This is a genomic window from Pseudanabaena sp. CCNP1317, from assembly GCF_034931345.1.
Lineage (GTDB): Bacteria > Cyanobacteriota > Cyanobacteriia > Pseudanabaenales > Pseudanabaenaceae > Pseudanabaena > Pseudanabaena galeata.
In genome coordinates, this window is the sequence record NZ_JAYGIF010000003.1 from 21,118 (window position 1) to 37,181 (window position 16,064).

Genomic DNA, 16,064 nt, shown 5'->3' on the forward strand with positions numbered 1-16,064 from the left:
GCTTCGCGCCGCTACTTGTATTTTGGGCTTTATGTCTTAAGCAAACCTTTGGTTGCTAGAGGACTTACGCAAAAACGCAGGGTAAGGACAATTCATGACTTATTTAACGTGAGTTCGAGATAAGCTACAAAATTTTAAAAGCCAAAACAGTAAAAGCCTCGCTTCGCGAGGCTTTTACTGTTTTGGCTCCTAGAGAGGGTTCGCGCTGCGAACCCTCTCTAGGAGCTAGTTTGAAATTAACCCGAACTGAGGTTATTTACTGCCTGTAAATATAGGTCAAGTTTAGATGTTCAGCCATTCTGTCAAAAATTTTATCTTCAGTAAACGGTTTAGAAAGAAATCCATCAAACCCATGCAAAAACAAATCTTCTTCTCTAATATCGATTAAGCTTGCTGTGAGAGCAATAATTTGAACTTTTTGCGAAGCCGATATATTTCTCATTGATTCAAGTTCCCTAATTGCAGAGGCTGCTTCTTGACCGCCCAATATAGGCATTCTGACATCCATCCAGATCAAATGGGGAGACCAAGACTGCCACACGGCGATCGCTTCTTCGCCATTACTAACTTCGCGCACCTCAAATCCCAGAGGTGATAGAATCCTAGTTAATAGTTGACGGTTCAGACGGATATCTTCAGCAATCAAAATGCGGTAAGTTTGATTCCCTTCAATCCCAATCACCCGATTTAGTAACTTATTGGGAGAATTTAGACTAAATAAATCTAAGGATCTCACAGGAATATAAAACCTAAAAGTAGAACCTTCGCCGACTTTACTAGTTACCGACATTTGACCACCCATGATCTTGACGTAGTTATAGCTAATGGATAGCCCTAACCCCGTCCCCTCTTGCGATCGCCTACCAGAATGCGTCTGCACAAAAGGCTGAAACAAAGTTGATATTTCTGCTTCAGATATACCTGCGCCAGTATCTTCCACTTCAAAGCAAAGAATGCGAGGTATTTCAGAGTATTCTCCAGCTATCGATTTCACATCTTCAGAGAGACTACGAACATCTACACGCACATGAATATGTCCTGTGTCCGTAAATTTGATTGCATTACTAATCAAGTTGATTAATATTTGGCGTAACTTACCTTCATCGGTATAAATATATGGGGGGACATCTGGTTGAATGCTGACATCGAAAGATAGGGATTTTTCTTGGGCTTTCAGAGATAACATATCTCTTGCCGTATCCACAATATTGTATAGATAGCACTCCTTTTCACGGAGAAGTACGCTGCCAGCTTCGAGTTTCGACATTTCTAAAATGTCATTAATCATCGTTAGTAAATGATTACCACTGTTGCAGATGGTTTGAAGGTCAGCTTGGTGTTGCTCATTTAACTCTTGGTCATAGAGCATAAGCTGAGCAAAGCCCAGAATTGCGTTCAGAGGAGTTCGCAATTCATGACTCATATTAGCTAAAAATGCGGCTTTAGAGCGACTTGCTGTCTCGGCTGCATCTTTGGCTAGTTTGAGATCGTGAGTCCTTTCCTCCACACGATGTTCTAAGAGGTTAGCCTGTTCTCGCAGTTTTGTTTCTGAGTCACGGAGCGCTATTTCTGTCCTTTTAAGCAGCGTAATATCATAGAAAGTGTTTAATAGAACCTGTTCACCTTTGAGCCATAGTGAGTGGAGAGATGCTAATACCCACAAGGGTTCTTGATTTGCTTTGCATAGTCGAATCTCATAGTCACGTACCCTTTGATTTTGCAAAAATTGCTGCTGTAAAATCTCCCATTCGGATGGTAAATAGTAAAGATCCTTAATTGAGCGCTTAATTAACTCGTTGGATTCCCTTTGTAGCATTGTCCCAGCGCTGGTATTGGCATAGGTGATCGTCCCATCTGAGAGGCTACTTACGAGCATTGCCATACTGGTTGATTCAGCGATCGCCCTAAATTGCTCCTCACTTTGGCGCATGGTTTCAACGGCGCGATTGTACTGCTCGTATTCGATCGCGTCACCATGTTCGGTAGTAGTCATCAGCATGATTTCGAGATCGCTTTTATCGCGATAGACGATCTCTAAAATTGATTGCAGGGTAGCTTGTGCCATCTTGCGTTCAATGATTTCACTTTTTAATCTTTTATTGACATCTAGTAGTTCTGATTCAACAAGATCGCCATGTTCAACTGCGGTTAACAGGGAATTTTCTAGATCGCAGTTCTCCATCTGAAGTTGGCTGACTGACCTTCGTAATTCTTTGACTTCTTGCTGGATCATTTGCCAGTCTTTGATGGATATTTCTTCAGAAACTTTGGGATTGTCCATGTAGGGAAATTTTGTTAAAGCACTGCAAATTATTTAGAAGCGTCCAAAACAAGAGTGATGTAATCTAGAATCGACTACCAATTTTTAAGAGATTCACTAAACTTATTATGCGCTTTTAGAGGCTCTGTCAGGTGAATCTTGTAGAAATTTTTTGAAATATTCGTCAATTATAAAATTATCAAGATAAATCAAACTCAAAAATTGGCATTACATAGAACGCTGAGATTGGGGCTTGGAGACCAAGCCTACTTTTGCAAATACGTATGGATCTACTCTCCAAATCCTCTTTTAAGATGTTATGGAAACATTATGACGCTCTTTGTTCTACGTAACATCAGTTATAGCAATGCAAGAGATAGATAGGACAAATCAAAACCAAAAAGATGAGTGGCGGCGCGAAGCGCCGCCACTCATCTTTTTGGTTTTATGTCCTAAGCAAAACTTACATTGCTATAACAAAGACAGGATGCAGCATTTTACGCTGCATCCTGTCTTTTTAACGTGAGTTCGATATAGCCATTTGCGTCGTGCTTCGCACGACGCAAATGGCAAAAGATGGTAAGAATCGCTTAGCGATTCTTACCATCTTTTACTTTCGTTGAACTGATGTTAAGTTTATGTCTTAACAAAAAATAATTTTGACGGGCGTTGATAGATGTGGTAAGGTGCGCTACGCTATTAATCCAAATTGCCTAAGTAATTAGTTATTTGATCTCAATGAGTTATCACTCCCAGACATATGCGATCGCTAGTCGCCAAGAAGATTTAGAGAGACACCTGCTAGAGTTGTCTGTCGTTGACCGTGAGCAATTGGCAGTTGCCAAGCGCTGGCAAGAACGACAAGAAGGCCCCTTGCTGATGATTTTGTTACAGCTTAGTTTTATTGACTTGCACCAGTTTAGTGGTTTGCTGGACTGGTCTGGTCAGGGTTAAACATCATGAGGGTGGATCGATGCTATCCACCGCTCACAGGGGGGATCAGTGCTACCTCATCACCATTTTTTAGAATTGTCTGGGGATCTACAAAATTTAGGTTGACGGCATAACGAGTAAGCGATCGCCATTTCTCTAGATGTGGATGGTTGCTCACAAGGCGATCGAATATTGCTGATACTGACGTGCCTGACTCTAACTTAATTTGCAGTTCATCGGTAGCGAGTACTTCTTGAAAAATGGCAAATAGCTTGACGGTAACTAGAATATCTTCAGCCATTGGTTCGTGGTTAATAGTTTTAATTTAGGTAAAAGTGTTGCTTGGTAACACTTTTACCTAATCAGCTTCTGCATTTTCGTAAGCGGCGATGATGTGATGCACTAGGGGATGACGCACTACGTCATTCTTATCAAAGAAATTAAAGGAAACACCTTCAACTCCTTTCAGAATATTCATTGCGATGATCAAACCCGACTTTTGATGGCGAGGCAGATCGATCTGGGTGATATCACCCGTTACCACCATCCGCGATTTAAAACCTAATCTGGTTAAAACCATCTTCATTTGTGCGGCGGTTGTATTTTGCGCCTCATCCACGATGATGAACGAGTTACTGAGGGTTCGCCCACGCATATAGGCAAGGGGTGCAACCTCAATAATGCCGCGCTCCATTAATTGCGGGACTTTCTCTGCCCCGATCATTTCGTGCATTGCGTCGTAGAGAGGACGCAGATAGGGATCAATTTTTTGTTGTAAGTCTCCAGGGAGGAATCCCAGACTTTCGCCTGCTTCGACAGCAGGACGGGTCAAGATAATCCGCTCAAATTTGTTGCTCTGTAAAGCACTAACTGCCGCAACAGCCGCAAGATAGGTTTTGCCAGTACCCGCAGGACCAACCCCAAAAATCAGATCGTGGCTTTCCATCGCCTTTACATATTGCTGCTGGCGATAGGTGCGTGGTTGCACTGAGTCTCCGCGTTTATTACGGGATATCGTCGCCCGATCGCGCCATTCTCCAGAGCGTTCCTCAGCGATCGCTTCAAGGGCGGCGCGAATATCTACGGCGGCGATCGTTTTTTCTTGTGACCACAGCGGCTTCATCGCCTTAATCACCTGTTCAACCAGACTGATCTGCTCAGGTGAGCCATCAATTAAGAGGTCTTGTCCCCGCAACACTAGCCGTACACTCGTTAGTTCTGCAAGTGTTTTGAGATTTTCCTCCCTTGTTCCTGCCAGACTGATGGCACTACTGGGAGTTGGCAAGCTCAAAATATACGGTTCGTCGCGGGGAGTACCCATTAAATTAATTTTCCTCTGGTTGTGATTGTGTGGGGCAAAGCCCCACACACTAATTAGTTAAATTTTCAGCGCCACTAATGACACGGGCGGACAAAACTTTGTCGCCTAGTCTTAGTTTATCTAAAGTTTCCTTACCATCGGTGACATAACCAAAAACGGTGTAGTTGCCATCGAGTAAATTTAAGCCAGCGGGAGTTAGTTCTGATTCAAATAGGTATATAAAAAACTGCGATGAACCCGCATTCGGATCATCATTGGGATGCGCCATCGCCACAGTCCCGAAGGCGGCAAAAGGTAGTACAGGTATTGTTCCCGATAAGCCCTGCTCTTCAAAGGTTTTGCCATAGGTAGGTACTTTTTGATCGGGCAGGCGTACTTCGATGGGGACTGTGCGGTATTTTTTTGTTTTTGGATCGATATAGCCGTCGGATGGACCAACGGGATCGCCTGTCTGCAAATAATAGTTTTCGTCTGCGCGGGTGAAAGTTAGCCCATCGTAAAAGCCTTTCTGAACAAGATCCACAAATTGACCTGCATTGACTGGCGCATTATAGCCATCGACCAAAATCGTAGCATTACCTTTTTCTGTGGATAGTTCTACAAGAGCGCGTCCCTTGAGTTGGGGGAGATTGGCATATTTCGCAGGAACTTCAAAGGGGAAGGTTTGGATAAAGTCGGCTTCTACTAGACCGACGTAATCCAAGGCTTTTTCTGATAGAGCCTTGACATTGTTACGATCTTTGATGGCGATCGCTTCTTGGAGAGGCACAAGGGCGGTTGTTAAGCTCGCCAAATGTTCGGTGACTAATCCTTGACGATCGCTACTAACTTCAGCAATCAACTGTGACTGATTTTGAGTTAGGGATTGCGAGATCGTTTCAATATCTTTTTTAAGATTGCTCCATCGTTTCAAATTGGCTTGACGAGGCATTTGCTCCAAAGTGTGTTGGACATCACGTAGGATCTCACTATCAATCGGCAAAGCATTTCTCAAGATAATGCGGGGATCTTTGATCGCACTTTTGGTTGGTAAGGCTGCCATACTTGGCGCGATCGCCGATATCATCGTTAAACAAGTCACGAGCAAACAAGCGATCGCCAACGTCACGCCCTTAAACCACCAAGATCTCTGAAAAATAAGATCTGTTTGATGATTAGTTTGATCGCTGCTTCTTTCTAAATTACGATTTAAATTAAGATTCAACATTGCACCCAAAACTAAATTAGCCACTTAAAAAATGCTATTGCATTTGGTTGCACTGTTAGGCAAACTTAATCTGATTTCATGCAGTCCTATCTTTAAGAATTCATCATGACGGACGCAAGTATCGATCAGGCAACAGAGCATAAACCAAAGTATGGGTCTGATGAATCAGATATGTCAGCCCTCAAAAATGATCGCCTATTTAGATCGATCATGGAAAATGTTGCTGACTTAATTGCAGTGATCGATGTCCAAGGCTATCGCATTTACAATAGCCCTTCCTATCAGAGAGTTCTGGGCTATACCTCTTCAGAACTAAAGGGTACATGGGCTTATGACAAGATTCATCCTGACGATCAAGCTCAAGTTCTAGAAGCTGCCGCAGAAACCTTAAGAACAGGTGTGGGCAAGGTTTTAGAATATCGAATGCAACATAAGGACGGCACTTGGCGGATTTTAGAATCATCGGGCAGTGTGATGCGTGATGAGCAGGGAAATGTCCAGAATATTGTGATTGTGGCTCATGACATTAGCGATCGCAAAAAGGAGCAGTGGGAACGCCGTCGTGCCGAACGAGAGCTAGAGCGATCGCGCCAAAGTTATAAAGATCTAGTTAGACGTGAGGAGATGCTCAACCGTCGCCTTGCTAGTCAGATTCGCAATTCCCTTGATCTCGATACGATCCTTGCTACGGCTGTCAATGAAGTACAGGATTTATTGCTGATCGATCTGTGTAATTTCTTTTGGCATGTTCCTGCTACCAATCCACCAGAATTTGAACTCGTGCATTTTGCGGCTAGTCATAACTTTCTGAATGCGGCTACTAGTTATCCGCTGACGCAATTGCCGAAACTTGGTCAGCGCTTACTTAGCCAAGAAATTATTCGGATTCAATCGATTTTTACCAATGCCGAACTAGATAACCCAAGTCGGATGATTCTCGCCGAGAAAGGTTTTACTTCGCAGTTACTTGTACCGATCAAAACCCGATCGCAAAAATTAGGAGTGATTGTGGCGGCGCATTGTCAAGGTAGTCGTCCTTGGGATGCGGATGAAGTTGAGCTACTCCAAGCAGTTGCTAACCAATTAGCGATCGCGATCGATCAGGCTGAACTCTTTGACAGCGCCCAAGCCAATGCCGCCAATGCCCAAGCCCAAGCCCTGCTGATCGAAAAAGCTCTTGCTGATTTACAGAAAACTCAAAGTCAACTGATCCAGACCGAAAAAATGTCCAGCCTTGGTCAACTCGTCGCAGGTGTGGCCCATGAAATTAATAATCCCGTTAACTTTATCTATGGCAATCTCAATCACACCAACCGATTTGTCCAGAATTTATTAGAGGCGATCGCTCTTTATCAAAAAAATTATCCAGAGCCAATCCCTGAAATCACCAATTTTCTCGATGAGATCGATCTGGACTTTCTCCAAGAAGATCTGCCCAAAATGCTGACATCAATGAAAATCGGGGCTGAGCGCATTCGCCAAATCGTTTTATCCTTACGAAATTTTTCACGTACAGATCAAGAAGGGCTAAAGCCATTTAATATCCATGAAGGGCTTGATAGTACGCTTCTAATTTTGCAAAACCGCTTCAAAGCCTATGGCGATCGCCCTGCAATTAACTTAACGAAGCGTTATGGCAATATTCCAGTTGTTCAGGCTTATGCGGGACAGCTCAATCAAGTGTTTATGAATATTTTAAGTAATGCGATCGATGCGATCGATGAGAGTGTCACCGATCGAGATCATGCCGCAGAGGCTTCTCAGCATGTCGCCAGTGAAATCTCGATCATTACCGAATTTAAGCCGCCTACACCTGATCATCAGCAATCCATGGTGATGATCAGCATTATCGATAATGGTCGTGGTATTTCTGAAGATATTGTCAACAAGCTCTTTGATCCTTTTTTTACCACTAAGCCTGTGGGCAAAGGTACAGGCTTGGGGCTATCCATTAGTTATCAAATTGTGGTAGAGAAACATCAAGGCAGATTGCAATGCTTTTCCAAAGTTGGTCAAGGAACTGAGTTTAGAATCGAAATTCCTGTGTAAATAGTATCCATAGGTAAGGCTGGGCGGCGCGAAGCTCCGCCCAGCCCATCCTTACCTCTAAAATCCTGAAGTGGTGCGAAGTATACCTTCTACGATTTAGTTTTTGTTTATCCTAGGCATTATAGCGATCGCCCCCCTATGAAATCCAACTCCCCCGACAATAACGCCTCACCCTTACAAAATATTTTCTCTTGGGTCAAAAATACACCTGAGCGAGCAATTGACGAGGCTTTTGAAGCGGCTGTCAACATCAAACGGATTGAGGAAGAAACCTTCAAAGGCAATAAAATCGCTAACGATGGCAGCTTTGGGAGCAGTGTATTTAGCGTCTTTGAGATTCAGCTTCAGAAATATCTCAGAACGATCAATGCAAGGCTAAGTTTTTATAAAGTAAGCGCGTCACTGCCCTACTTACAGACTCAAAGCTCCAGTAATCAAGCCAATATAGCGATCGCCAAATATGCGCCCAATAATCAGGACAATGATCCCGTTGGTAATGGACAACTATCCGCAAATCAACTAGGTGGCAATAGCCCTAGATTTTCTATTTACCAGAAACTTGCGTTTATTGATTACACTCTCGAAAGATATAACCGAGCAAGTGATCAGACTATTGATGTTTTAGCAAAGCCTTTGGTTAACACGAATGCTTCAGATAATCGGCAGAACTTAGAAGAGCTTGTAGAGACTGAAACTGATGAAAAGTTTCAACTCTTTAAGAGTGCGAATAAATCTAAAAAATACAGACGACCTCCTCAGCAAGTAACATCTGTAGAAAAAAGTATTTTACCTGGGTCTTTTTTCAAAGCTTTTGATCGGGTCAAACGTAATCTTACTGGCTCATATCCAGATTATGAGAAAGATATTGTTGAGGAATTAAGACAATCACAAAAACGCATTACTCAGGCTTTACGATACATCGTAATTCTAGTAATTTCCGTGATCGCCGTGCAGTTTCTATCGAAAGCAGTAGTTTTTAGTCCGATGATTGATAGTTTTACTGATCCCAGCATTATGACTGTTAAGTTTAGCCCTGCGGTCGAGGAGAGAGCCTTTAATGCGCTGCGATTAGCTAAGGAAAGAATTGAATTTGACTACACAATTAGGTCGATCGCGCTGGAAGGGTCAGCAGAGAGACAAGAATCTGCTAATCCTAAAAAAACAGCAGTAGAACAATCAGAAGAAATTGAAGAATTAATAAGACAGGAATCGATCAGAATTTTAAAAAGATTCAATGCTGAGAGCCTTGATGGGGTGAAAAACTTGCTTGCTGATATCACTGCATCCTTTGTCTTTTATCTGTTTTTACTCTCAGGGCGTAAAGAGTTAGAAACTATTAAAGAGTTTCTTGATGAAGTTCTCTATAGTCTCAATGACAATGCCAAAGCCTTCTTGATTATTATTTCAACTGATACTTTTGTGGGTTTCCACTCTAGCGAAGGATGGGATGCCTTGTTAACAGTTTTATTTAATCATTTCGGGTTACCTGAAAATAAAATATTGGCGCAATCTTTTATTTCAACAGTTCCCGTATTTCTAGATGGATTGTTTAAATTCTGGATTTTCCAATACCTGACTCAAGCTTCACCTGCTACTGCCACAATTTATCGAGAAATGAACGAATAAGTTTGATAGCGCTTTGTGTGTAAGAAAAAACTAAAGATAAAAGGCGGCGCTTCGCGCCGCCTTTTATCTTTGAACCGAGAATTGCTGTAAGCGATCGCAAAAACAAGTTAAGATTTATGATGGCATTGCGACTCCAGCCGTTGACAGCCATTGACTTTGTTAGTTTGCAATAGATTTTTACAAATTCCCTATGATTTACGAAATTTTCATGCCCGCGCTTAGCTCCACCATGACCGAAGGCAAAATCACCTCTTGGGTGAAATCACCAGGTGACAAGGTGGAAAAAGGCGAAACTGTCGTGATTGTAGAGTCTGACAAAGCCGATATGGATGTCGAAACCTTCTACGAAGGTTATCTTGGCGTAATTCTCACTCCCGCAGGCGAATCTGCTCCTGTTGGTTCGGCGATCGCCTATGTTGCTGAAACCAAGGAAGAAATCGAAGAAGCCAAGAAAAAAGCTGATTGTCAAAGTGGTCGTGGCGAAGCCAAAGAATGCGAGGAGCCTCTTGCTAAATTGGTTTCAATACCTACAGCAGCATCTACAGCTTCAATTCCTGAAGTAGTTGTCTCTTCACCACGCAAATCATCTGCCCCTGCCCCAGCATCAGGTCGGCAAATCGTATCCCCCAGAGCCAAGCGCATCGCTAAGGATAACGGTATTGATTTAGCCAAGATTTCGGGTACTGGACCTAATGGACGGGTTACCGCCGCCGATGTGGAAACATTTTTAAGCCCAGCCTCTACGTCTGCTGCTGCTCCTGTAGCTCCAGTATCATCTACCCCGACTACTCCAACAAAATCTGTAGCTCCTGCTCCTGCTAAAGCTGCCGCACCTGTTGCCCTAGGTACTGCTCAGTCCTTAACGACTTTGCAAAAGGCGGTGATCAATAACATGAACCAGAGCCTCTCAGTGCCTACATTCCGTGTGGGCTATACCATCACTACTGACGCTCTTGATGTTCTTTACAAGCAAGTTAAGTCTAAGGGCGTGACCATGACTGCACTTTTGGCTAAGGCTGTGGCGGTCACTCTGCAAAAGCATCCTTTGGTGAATGCAAGCCTTAGCGATCGCGGCATCGAGTACAAGAGCAATATTAATGTTGCCGTTGCTGTAGCAATGGATGACGGGGGCTTGATTACGCCTGTACTTCAAAATGCTGACCAAACTGATCTATATACACTTTCTCGTAATTGGAAAGGACTAGTTGAACGCGCTCGTGCTAAGCAATTGCAACCTGAAGAATATAACTCTGGCACATTTACTATTTCTAACTTGGGTATGTTTGGCGTTGATCGTTTCGATGCGATTTTGCCTCCTGGAACTGGCGCAATTTTAGCTGTGGGTGGTTCGCGTCCTCAAGTTGTGGCAACTAAGGATGGTGCAATTAAGGTCAGCAGCCAAATGCAAGTTAACCTCACTGCCGACCACCGTGTAATTTATGGCGCTCATGCCGCGCAGTTCCTACAGGATTTAGCAAAACTAATTGAAACCAATCCTCAGTCTTTGACTCTGTAATTTAGTATCGTAAAAGAGTGTTGATGGTGCGGCTTCGCCGCGCTATCAACACTCTTTTCTACATGGAGTTTCACGATGCGTCCCCTTGAGCTAATTGTCGAAGGATTTACCAGTTTCCGTACTCGTCAAGTGTTAGATTTTACGAGCCTTGATTTGTTTGCGATTACAGGCGCAACGGGAGCAGGGAAAACTTCGCTTTTGGATGCAATGACCTTTGCACTTTATGACGAAGTATCTCAGAAGCCCAGCTCTCCCAAGGAATTAGTCAGTCAAGGAGCTAAGCAATTAAGAGTAGAATTTCGGTTTGTGATGCGACAAACTGAATACAAGGCTGTTCGCACATGGCGCAACCGTGGCAAAACTGCTGTTCCAAATTTCATGTTAGAAGAATTAGTTGGCGAAGAATGGGAAAGATGTAGTACCCAAAACGCCGCAGAGATTATTGGCATGGACTTTAAGACTTTTACCCGTGTAATCATTTTGCCACAGGGACAGTTTGATGAATTCCTTAAAGGTGAGGCTGGTAAGCGGCGCGAGATTTTACGGCAGTTGGCAGGATTTCAAATATTTGAGCAAATGCGGAAGGAGGCAAGCGATCGCACCAGTCGATTTAAAGCTGAGCGTGAAGGTTTAGATAAAGTCCTTGAAGGGATGCAAGCACCAACTAAAGAGGAAGTAGAATCTCAACAATTAGAATTAGCAAATCTAGAAATTGCAATTCCTGACTTGGACATTCAAGCCAAGCAAAGTCAAAAACTGTTAGAAGCAGAAGAAAGACTCTTTGCTCAAATCCAGCAATATCAGCAGCTTTCCGTGAAATTAGCGCAATTGCAACAGGATGCATCACAAATCCAAGTTTTAGAAAATCAATTGCGAAATGCTCAGTTAGCGAATTCGATCATGGGAACTTGGACAGTCCTACAAACTGCGCGTAAGCGCGTGGAAACTACGATCGCCGATCTTGCAAATACTAATAAACAGCTAGAAATTGCCAAATTTGATCTCGATCAGCAACAACAAGCCTATGCACAATCACGCACTGAGCAAATCGCCGCCCAAAGCCATATCGAAGCTCAAGAGCGCAATCTCGCCTTGGCGGAATCGCTGCATACACAGCAACAACAATCAGAAACCGAGTTGGAACGCGCTAATCAGAATGTTTTAGAGCGATCGCAAGTTCTCAAAAAAGCAACTAAGGCTGTAACTCAAGCAGAATCAGATTTGCAAGCCATTACGCAAAATTTGCAAACCCTTGAAGTTTCTCTCAAAAGCTCTCAGTACGATCCCGCTAGACTCGAACAATTGCGCCAAGTTGCCGAACCTCTCACGCAATGGCAGATTTTGCAAAATAATCTGACTAAGCAGCAGCAAAAATCTACCCAGTTACAAACAGAAATTCAAAGTTTTACGCAACAACTAGAGAAAGCACAACAGGCGATCGCTAAGGCTGAACATGATTTTCGAGTCGCGAGTAATGTTCTCAAGGAAGCAGAATCTTCTAATCTGCAAGCATTACAAACTAGTCACGCTAACGCCTTACGTACCGAATTGCATGATGGCGATCATTGCCCTGTGTGTAACCATCTCTACAGTTTAGAAGGTTTGCCTGAACTTCCTGAACTAGAATTAATTGATACGACAGGATTAGTAAAACAGAAGGAAGTCGCTGAGCGTCAGTTAGCAAAATCATTACAGGACAAGGCGAAAATTGAGGCTAGTCTGGAATCTTCGCAGCAACAGTTTGAGATTCAAACTCAGGAAATTAGTGATCTGGAATCGCAACTTGCTAAACTGCAAAAACAGATTGATCAAGTTCTTAAGACGGCTTGGCAAGCGGTCGATATTCTACGCGATCGCCAAGTACTTGAGGCTCAAGAGTCGGGTTATCTGAAGCTAATTGCTGAACAAAAGGAAATGGCGATCGCCTTACAAAATGCCGAAAATAAACTTAAAACTAGCCAAGAAAATCTACAATTAGCACAGAAAGAATTTGATAAATCAATACAGGAAAAAGTACTTAGAGAATCGCAACTACAGGAAATTTCGCAACGGTTGCTAGAAATTACTAATGGCAAGAGTTATGAATCATTGCGTCAAAGTATTTTGCAAGCAAAGACGGAACTAAGCGATCGCCTTAAAACCATCGAAACTAAATATCAACAAGCCCGTGAAACCTTTGCTAAACGTGAGGAATCTGCTACTAAGGTGCAAGAAAATCACGATCTTGCCATCGCCGAGCAAAATCAACAGGAGACCTATTGGCAACAAGAACTTAACTCTATTAACTTTACCGAATTAGAATTTCTCGCGGCTCAAACGGCGCGATCGCAAATGGACGTATGGCTACAGCAAATTGATAACTATCAACGTCAAGAGCAGGACTTAACCACGCGCCTACAAATGTTTGCCGAGTCGATTAGCGATCGCCAAACTGATGAACAGGCGATCGCAAAATTGCGGGAGAAATCTCTTCAAGTCGAACAAGCTTTACAAATAGCAAGTGAAAGCCGCGCCTCCATCAAAGCATGGCTAGAGCAAGCCCAACAAAAACGCCAAGAATCGCAGGAATTGGAGGAGCGTAAAATTGCCCTACAGGTGCAAGAGCAAACCTATCACACCCTCGCCCAAGATTTACAATCCAATCGCTTTCAGGAATATATTCTCGACAGTTTGCAGCAGGAACTCGCTTATCGAGCCTCAGCTCTCTTACAACAACTTTCTGAAGATCGCTATATCCTCCAAATAGAAAGTGGTGATTATTGGGTAGCAGATAATTGGAATGGTGGCGAAAAGCGTCGCGTCAAAACGCTCTCAGGTGGTGAAACCTTTGCCGCTTCTCTCTCGATGGCACTTGCTCTATCGGAAAGATTATCAATGGGCATCGAACTGGGTAGCCTCTTTCTTGATGAAGGTTTCGGTACGCTCGACAGTGAAACCCTCGAGAGTGTTACCCAAATCCTCGAATCCTTACGCCAACAGGATCGCCTGATTGGTGTGATTACGCATATTCAGTCCTTAGCTGAGCGATTACCTACCCAAATTCATGTTCGCAAATCAATTAATGGTTCAGAATTAGTTAGAATCTGAAAAAGAATAGCGGCGCTTCGCGCCGCCATTCTTTTTCTTTTTTGGGAATACTATAGCAAAGCTAGAGTTAGCTAGTAAAAACCAAAACCACAGAAGATGAGTTGCGGCGCTTCGCGCCGCAACTCATCTTCTGTGGTTTTACGTCCAAAGCAAAACTTGCTTTGCTATATAGCGCTCCTAAATGAGTTGTAAGATTTTGAGAGTTGTGAGAGTGCGCCCCGAAGGGGCGCACTCTCACAACCTATTTAGGATTGCTATATAATTCAAATAGAGTCCAGATTTTTAGCTCAGGATTGGTAAGATGATCGCTGTAAAAACTCTCTACGAAACTGACTTTAACCTTTGGCTAGAGGAAACCGCACTCCTAATCAAGGAAGGTAAATTAGAGCGCTTAGATATTGAAAATCTACTTGAAGAAATTGAAAGTATGAGTCGGCGAGAAAAAGATGCAGTTGAAAGTAATTTAATTAGAGTTATGCAACACCTTCTTAAATGGAATTATCAACCACAAAAGCAATCGCCTAGTTGGGCTTATACGATTATCGAACATTCTCGAAGATTAAATACGGCTTTCAAAAATAGCCCTAGCCTAAAGCGATATTTCGATGATGTGTTTGATGAATGTTACACTGCGGCTTGCCAAGCAGCTTCTGTTGAGACACAACTGCCTTTGGTAACTTTCCCCCAATCCTGTCCTTTCTCAAAGTCTGATGTATTGGATATTAACTCAGATGACTATTTAATTAGTTAGGATGGTTGGTGCAAAGCGCCGCATCCATTCCTAACTAATTGATTGCACAAAAGCGATCGCCTCTTGTCTTGACGAAATCTTGCCTTCAACTTGAGCAATTTTGACATTTTCTAGGAGTTCTCCAATTTTTGGACTAGGTGGAATTCCTAACTCTTTTCTTAAATCATCACCAGTAATCAAGGCTACAGGATAGGCGATCGCATCATGGGGATTGAGCCAACGCTCTAGCCAAGGTAAAATCTTCGTTAACTCATAATCACTAGCTAAAGCAAGAGAGGCGATCGCTGGGAAAAATTCTAGAGTTGATTGAAAGAATTTGTACTGTTTCTTAGGAGAAGCATCATCTAAAAGTGCGATAAATTGAGGCAGATAACGCAAAATGCCGACTAACCAGCGTTGCTCAGCCCGACTCATCCCAAGAGTATCTAATGCGGTCGCACTATTAGTCAAAGCTGCTAATTTAATGACTACTAAGGCAAAGCGATCGCCTGCTAACTGTTTACTAAAAAAATATTCTAAATTAGGGAATCGATCTAACAAAAGCGAAATCACATGCTCAATTTTAGCAAATCGCTCCAAATTTAAGTGCTGACTTGGCAACCAATCTTCTAAAATGTGATCTCCAACTGCTTCCGTCATCCATTGACTACCATTACTAATTGACAATAGATACCCTAATTCGGTGCGTACCCGTTCCGCAGCTACAGATTTTAATCCCGACGCAAGTTTGATCAAAACCTGCCGTGTTAAATCTTCAATCTCAAAACCTAACTGCGCCGCCTGTCGATATCCCCGCAAAATCCGTAAAGGATCTTCTGCCAAATTCTCAGGTGCAACCATCCTAATCCTTTTTTCGTTTAAATCCCCAATTCCATCAAAAGGATCAATAAAATCTTCTCTCTCCGATAACCCTTCACCAAACCCCAATGACCGATCGCCAATTAATTGATGACATTCCATTGCGATCGCATTCATACAAAAGTCACGCCGTCCCAGATCCGCAATTAAACTACTTCCCATCTGTTGAGCAAAGTCAGCAGTTCCATTTGGAAATACAACTCGTGCAATTTGACGCTCTGCATCTAAGACAACAAATCCTGCCTTGTATTTACGGGCGATCGCTTGAGCCGTTTCCACTGCATTTTCAGGTAAGACAAAATCAAGATCAAGATATTTACCTTGTCGCTGCAATAGGCGATCACGCACCCATCCTCCTACCAAATAAGCAGGTTTGGGTAAATCATTAAAATCAAAAGGAAACTGTTGCAAAATCTATTTTATAGTCCGCTTTGTTAAAGGTGTTGATGGCTTAGA

Annotated in this window: 12 protein-coding genes; 7 read left to right on the plus strand and 5 right to left on the minus strand. The window is 42.9% G+C overall.

All coding sequences use genetic code 11. The annotated features are described in order from the left end of the window. Window positions 1-256: 256 nt before the first annotated feature. Entirely contained in the window at window positions 257-2,281 is a 2,025-nt protein-coding gene (locus tag VB775_RS01745; protein WP_281005676.1) for a PAS domain-containing hybrid sensor histidine kinase/response regulator, read from the minus strand. Between the two features lie 346 nt (window positions 2,282-2,627). Between VB775_RS01745 and VB775_RS01750 the strand changes: the two genes are divergently transcribed. Then, window positions 2,628-2,786, plus strand: coding sequence for a hypothetical protein (locus tag VB775_RS01750; RefSeq protein WP_281005677.1), 159 nt, complete (start codon window positions 2,628-2,630; stop codon window positions 2,784-2,786). Between the two features lie 212 nt (window positions 2,787-2,998). Next, a complete protein-coding gene (locus VB775_RS01755) occupies window positions 2,999-3,214 on the plus strand; it encodes a DUF2949 domain-containing protein (RefSeq protein WP_094535705.1) in 216 nt (71 codons plus the stop codon). A 22-nt stretch (window positions 3,215-3,236) separates the two neighbouring features. On the opposite strand, the gene VB775_RS01760 is transcribed toward VB775_RS01755, so the two are convergent. The 3 genes from VB775_RS01760 to VB775_RS01770 are packed head-to-tail and all read right to left on the minus strand — an operon-like array spanning window position 3,237 to window position 5,745. Further along, entirely contained in the window at window positions 3,237-3,494 is a 258-nt protein-coding gene (locus VB775_RS01760) for a MoaD/ThiS family protein (RefSeq protein ID WP_281005678.1), read from the minus strand. Between the two features lie 57 nt (window positions 3,495-3,551). Continuing rightward, window positions 3,552-4,514, minus strand: a complete 963-nt coding sequence (locus tag VB775_RS01765) for a PhoH family protein (RefSeq protein WP_281005679.1) — start codon at window positions 4,512-4,514, stop codon at window positions 3,552-3,554. Window positions 4,515-4,563: 49 nt separating this feature from the next. Beyond that, a complete protein-coding gene (locus tag VB775_RS01770) occupies window positions 4,564-5,745 on the minus strand; it encodes a peptidylprolyl isomerase (RefSeq protein ID WP_281005680.1) in 1,182 nt (393 codons plus the stop codon). 81 nt (window positions 5,746-5,826) lie between these two features. On the opposite strand from VB775_RS01770, the gene VB775_RS01775 reads away from it, so the two are divergent. The 5 genes from VB775_RS01775 (at window position 5,827) to VB775_RS01795 (ending at window position 14,750) form a co-directional block, all read left to right on the plus strand. Continuing rightward, window positions 5,827-7,770 carry a PAS domain S-box protein gene (locus VB775_RS01775; RefSeq protein WP_281005681.1) on the plus strand — a complete coding sequence of 648 codons (1,944 nt, stop codon included), beginning with the start codon at window positions 5,827-5,829 and terminating at the stop codon, window positions 7,768-7,770. 138 nt (window positions 7,771-7,908) lie between these two features. Then, on the plus strand, window positions 7,909-9,396 hold the full coding sequence (locus VB775_RS01780; protein WP_281005682.1) for a hypothetical protein: 1,488 nt from the start codon (window positions 7,909-7,911) through the stop codon (window positions 9,394-9,396). A gap of 190 nt (window positions 9,397-9,586) precedes the next feature. After that, the gene (locus VB775_RS01785; RefSeq protein ID WP_281005683.1) at window positions 9,587-10,912 is read left to right on the plus strand and encodes a dihydrolipoamide acetyltransferase family protein; all 1,326 of its coding nucleotides are present in this window, start codon (window positions 9,587-9,589) and stop codon (window positions 10,910-10,912) included. Window positions 10,913-10,987: 75 nt separating this feature from the next. Further along, on the plus strand, window positions 10,988-13,999 hold the full coding sequence (locus tag VB775_RS01790) for an SbcC/MukB-like Walker B domain-containing protein (RefSeq protein WP_281005684.1): 3,012 nt from the start codon (window positions 10,988-10,990) through the stop codon (window positions 13,997-13,999). A gap of 301 nt (window positions 14,000-14,300) precedes the next feature. Next, complete coding sequence (locus tag VB775_RS01795) at window positions 14,301-14,750, plus strand: DUF29 domain-containing protein (protein ID WP_281005685.1); 450 nt, start codon at window positions 14,301-14,303, stop codon at window positions 14,748-14,750. A 30-nt stretch (window positions 14,751-14,780) separates the two neighbouring features. On the opposite strand, the gene VB775_RS01800 is transcribed toward VB775_RS01795, so the two are convergent. Then, window positions 14,781-16,019, minus strand: coding sequence for a CCA tRNA nucleotidyltransferase (locus tag VB775_RS01800; RefSeq protein ID WP_281005686.1), 1,239 nt, complete (start codon window positions 16,017-16,019; stop codon window positions 14,781-14,783). Window positions 16,020-16,064 lie beyond the last annotated feature (45 nt).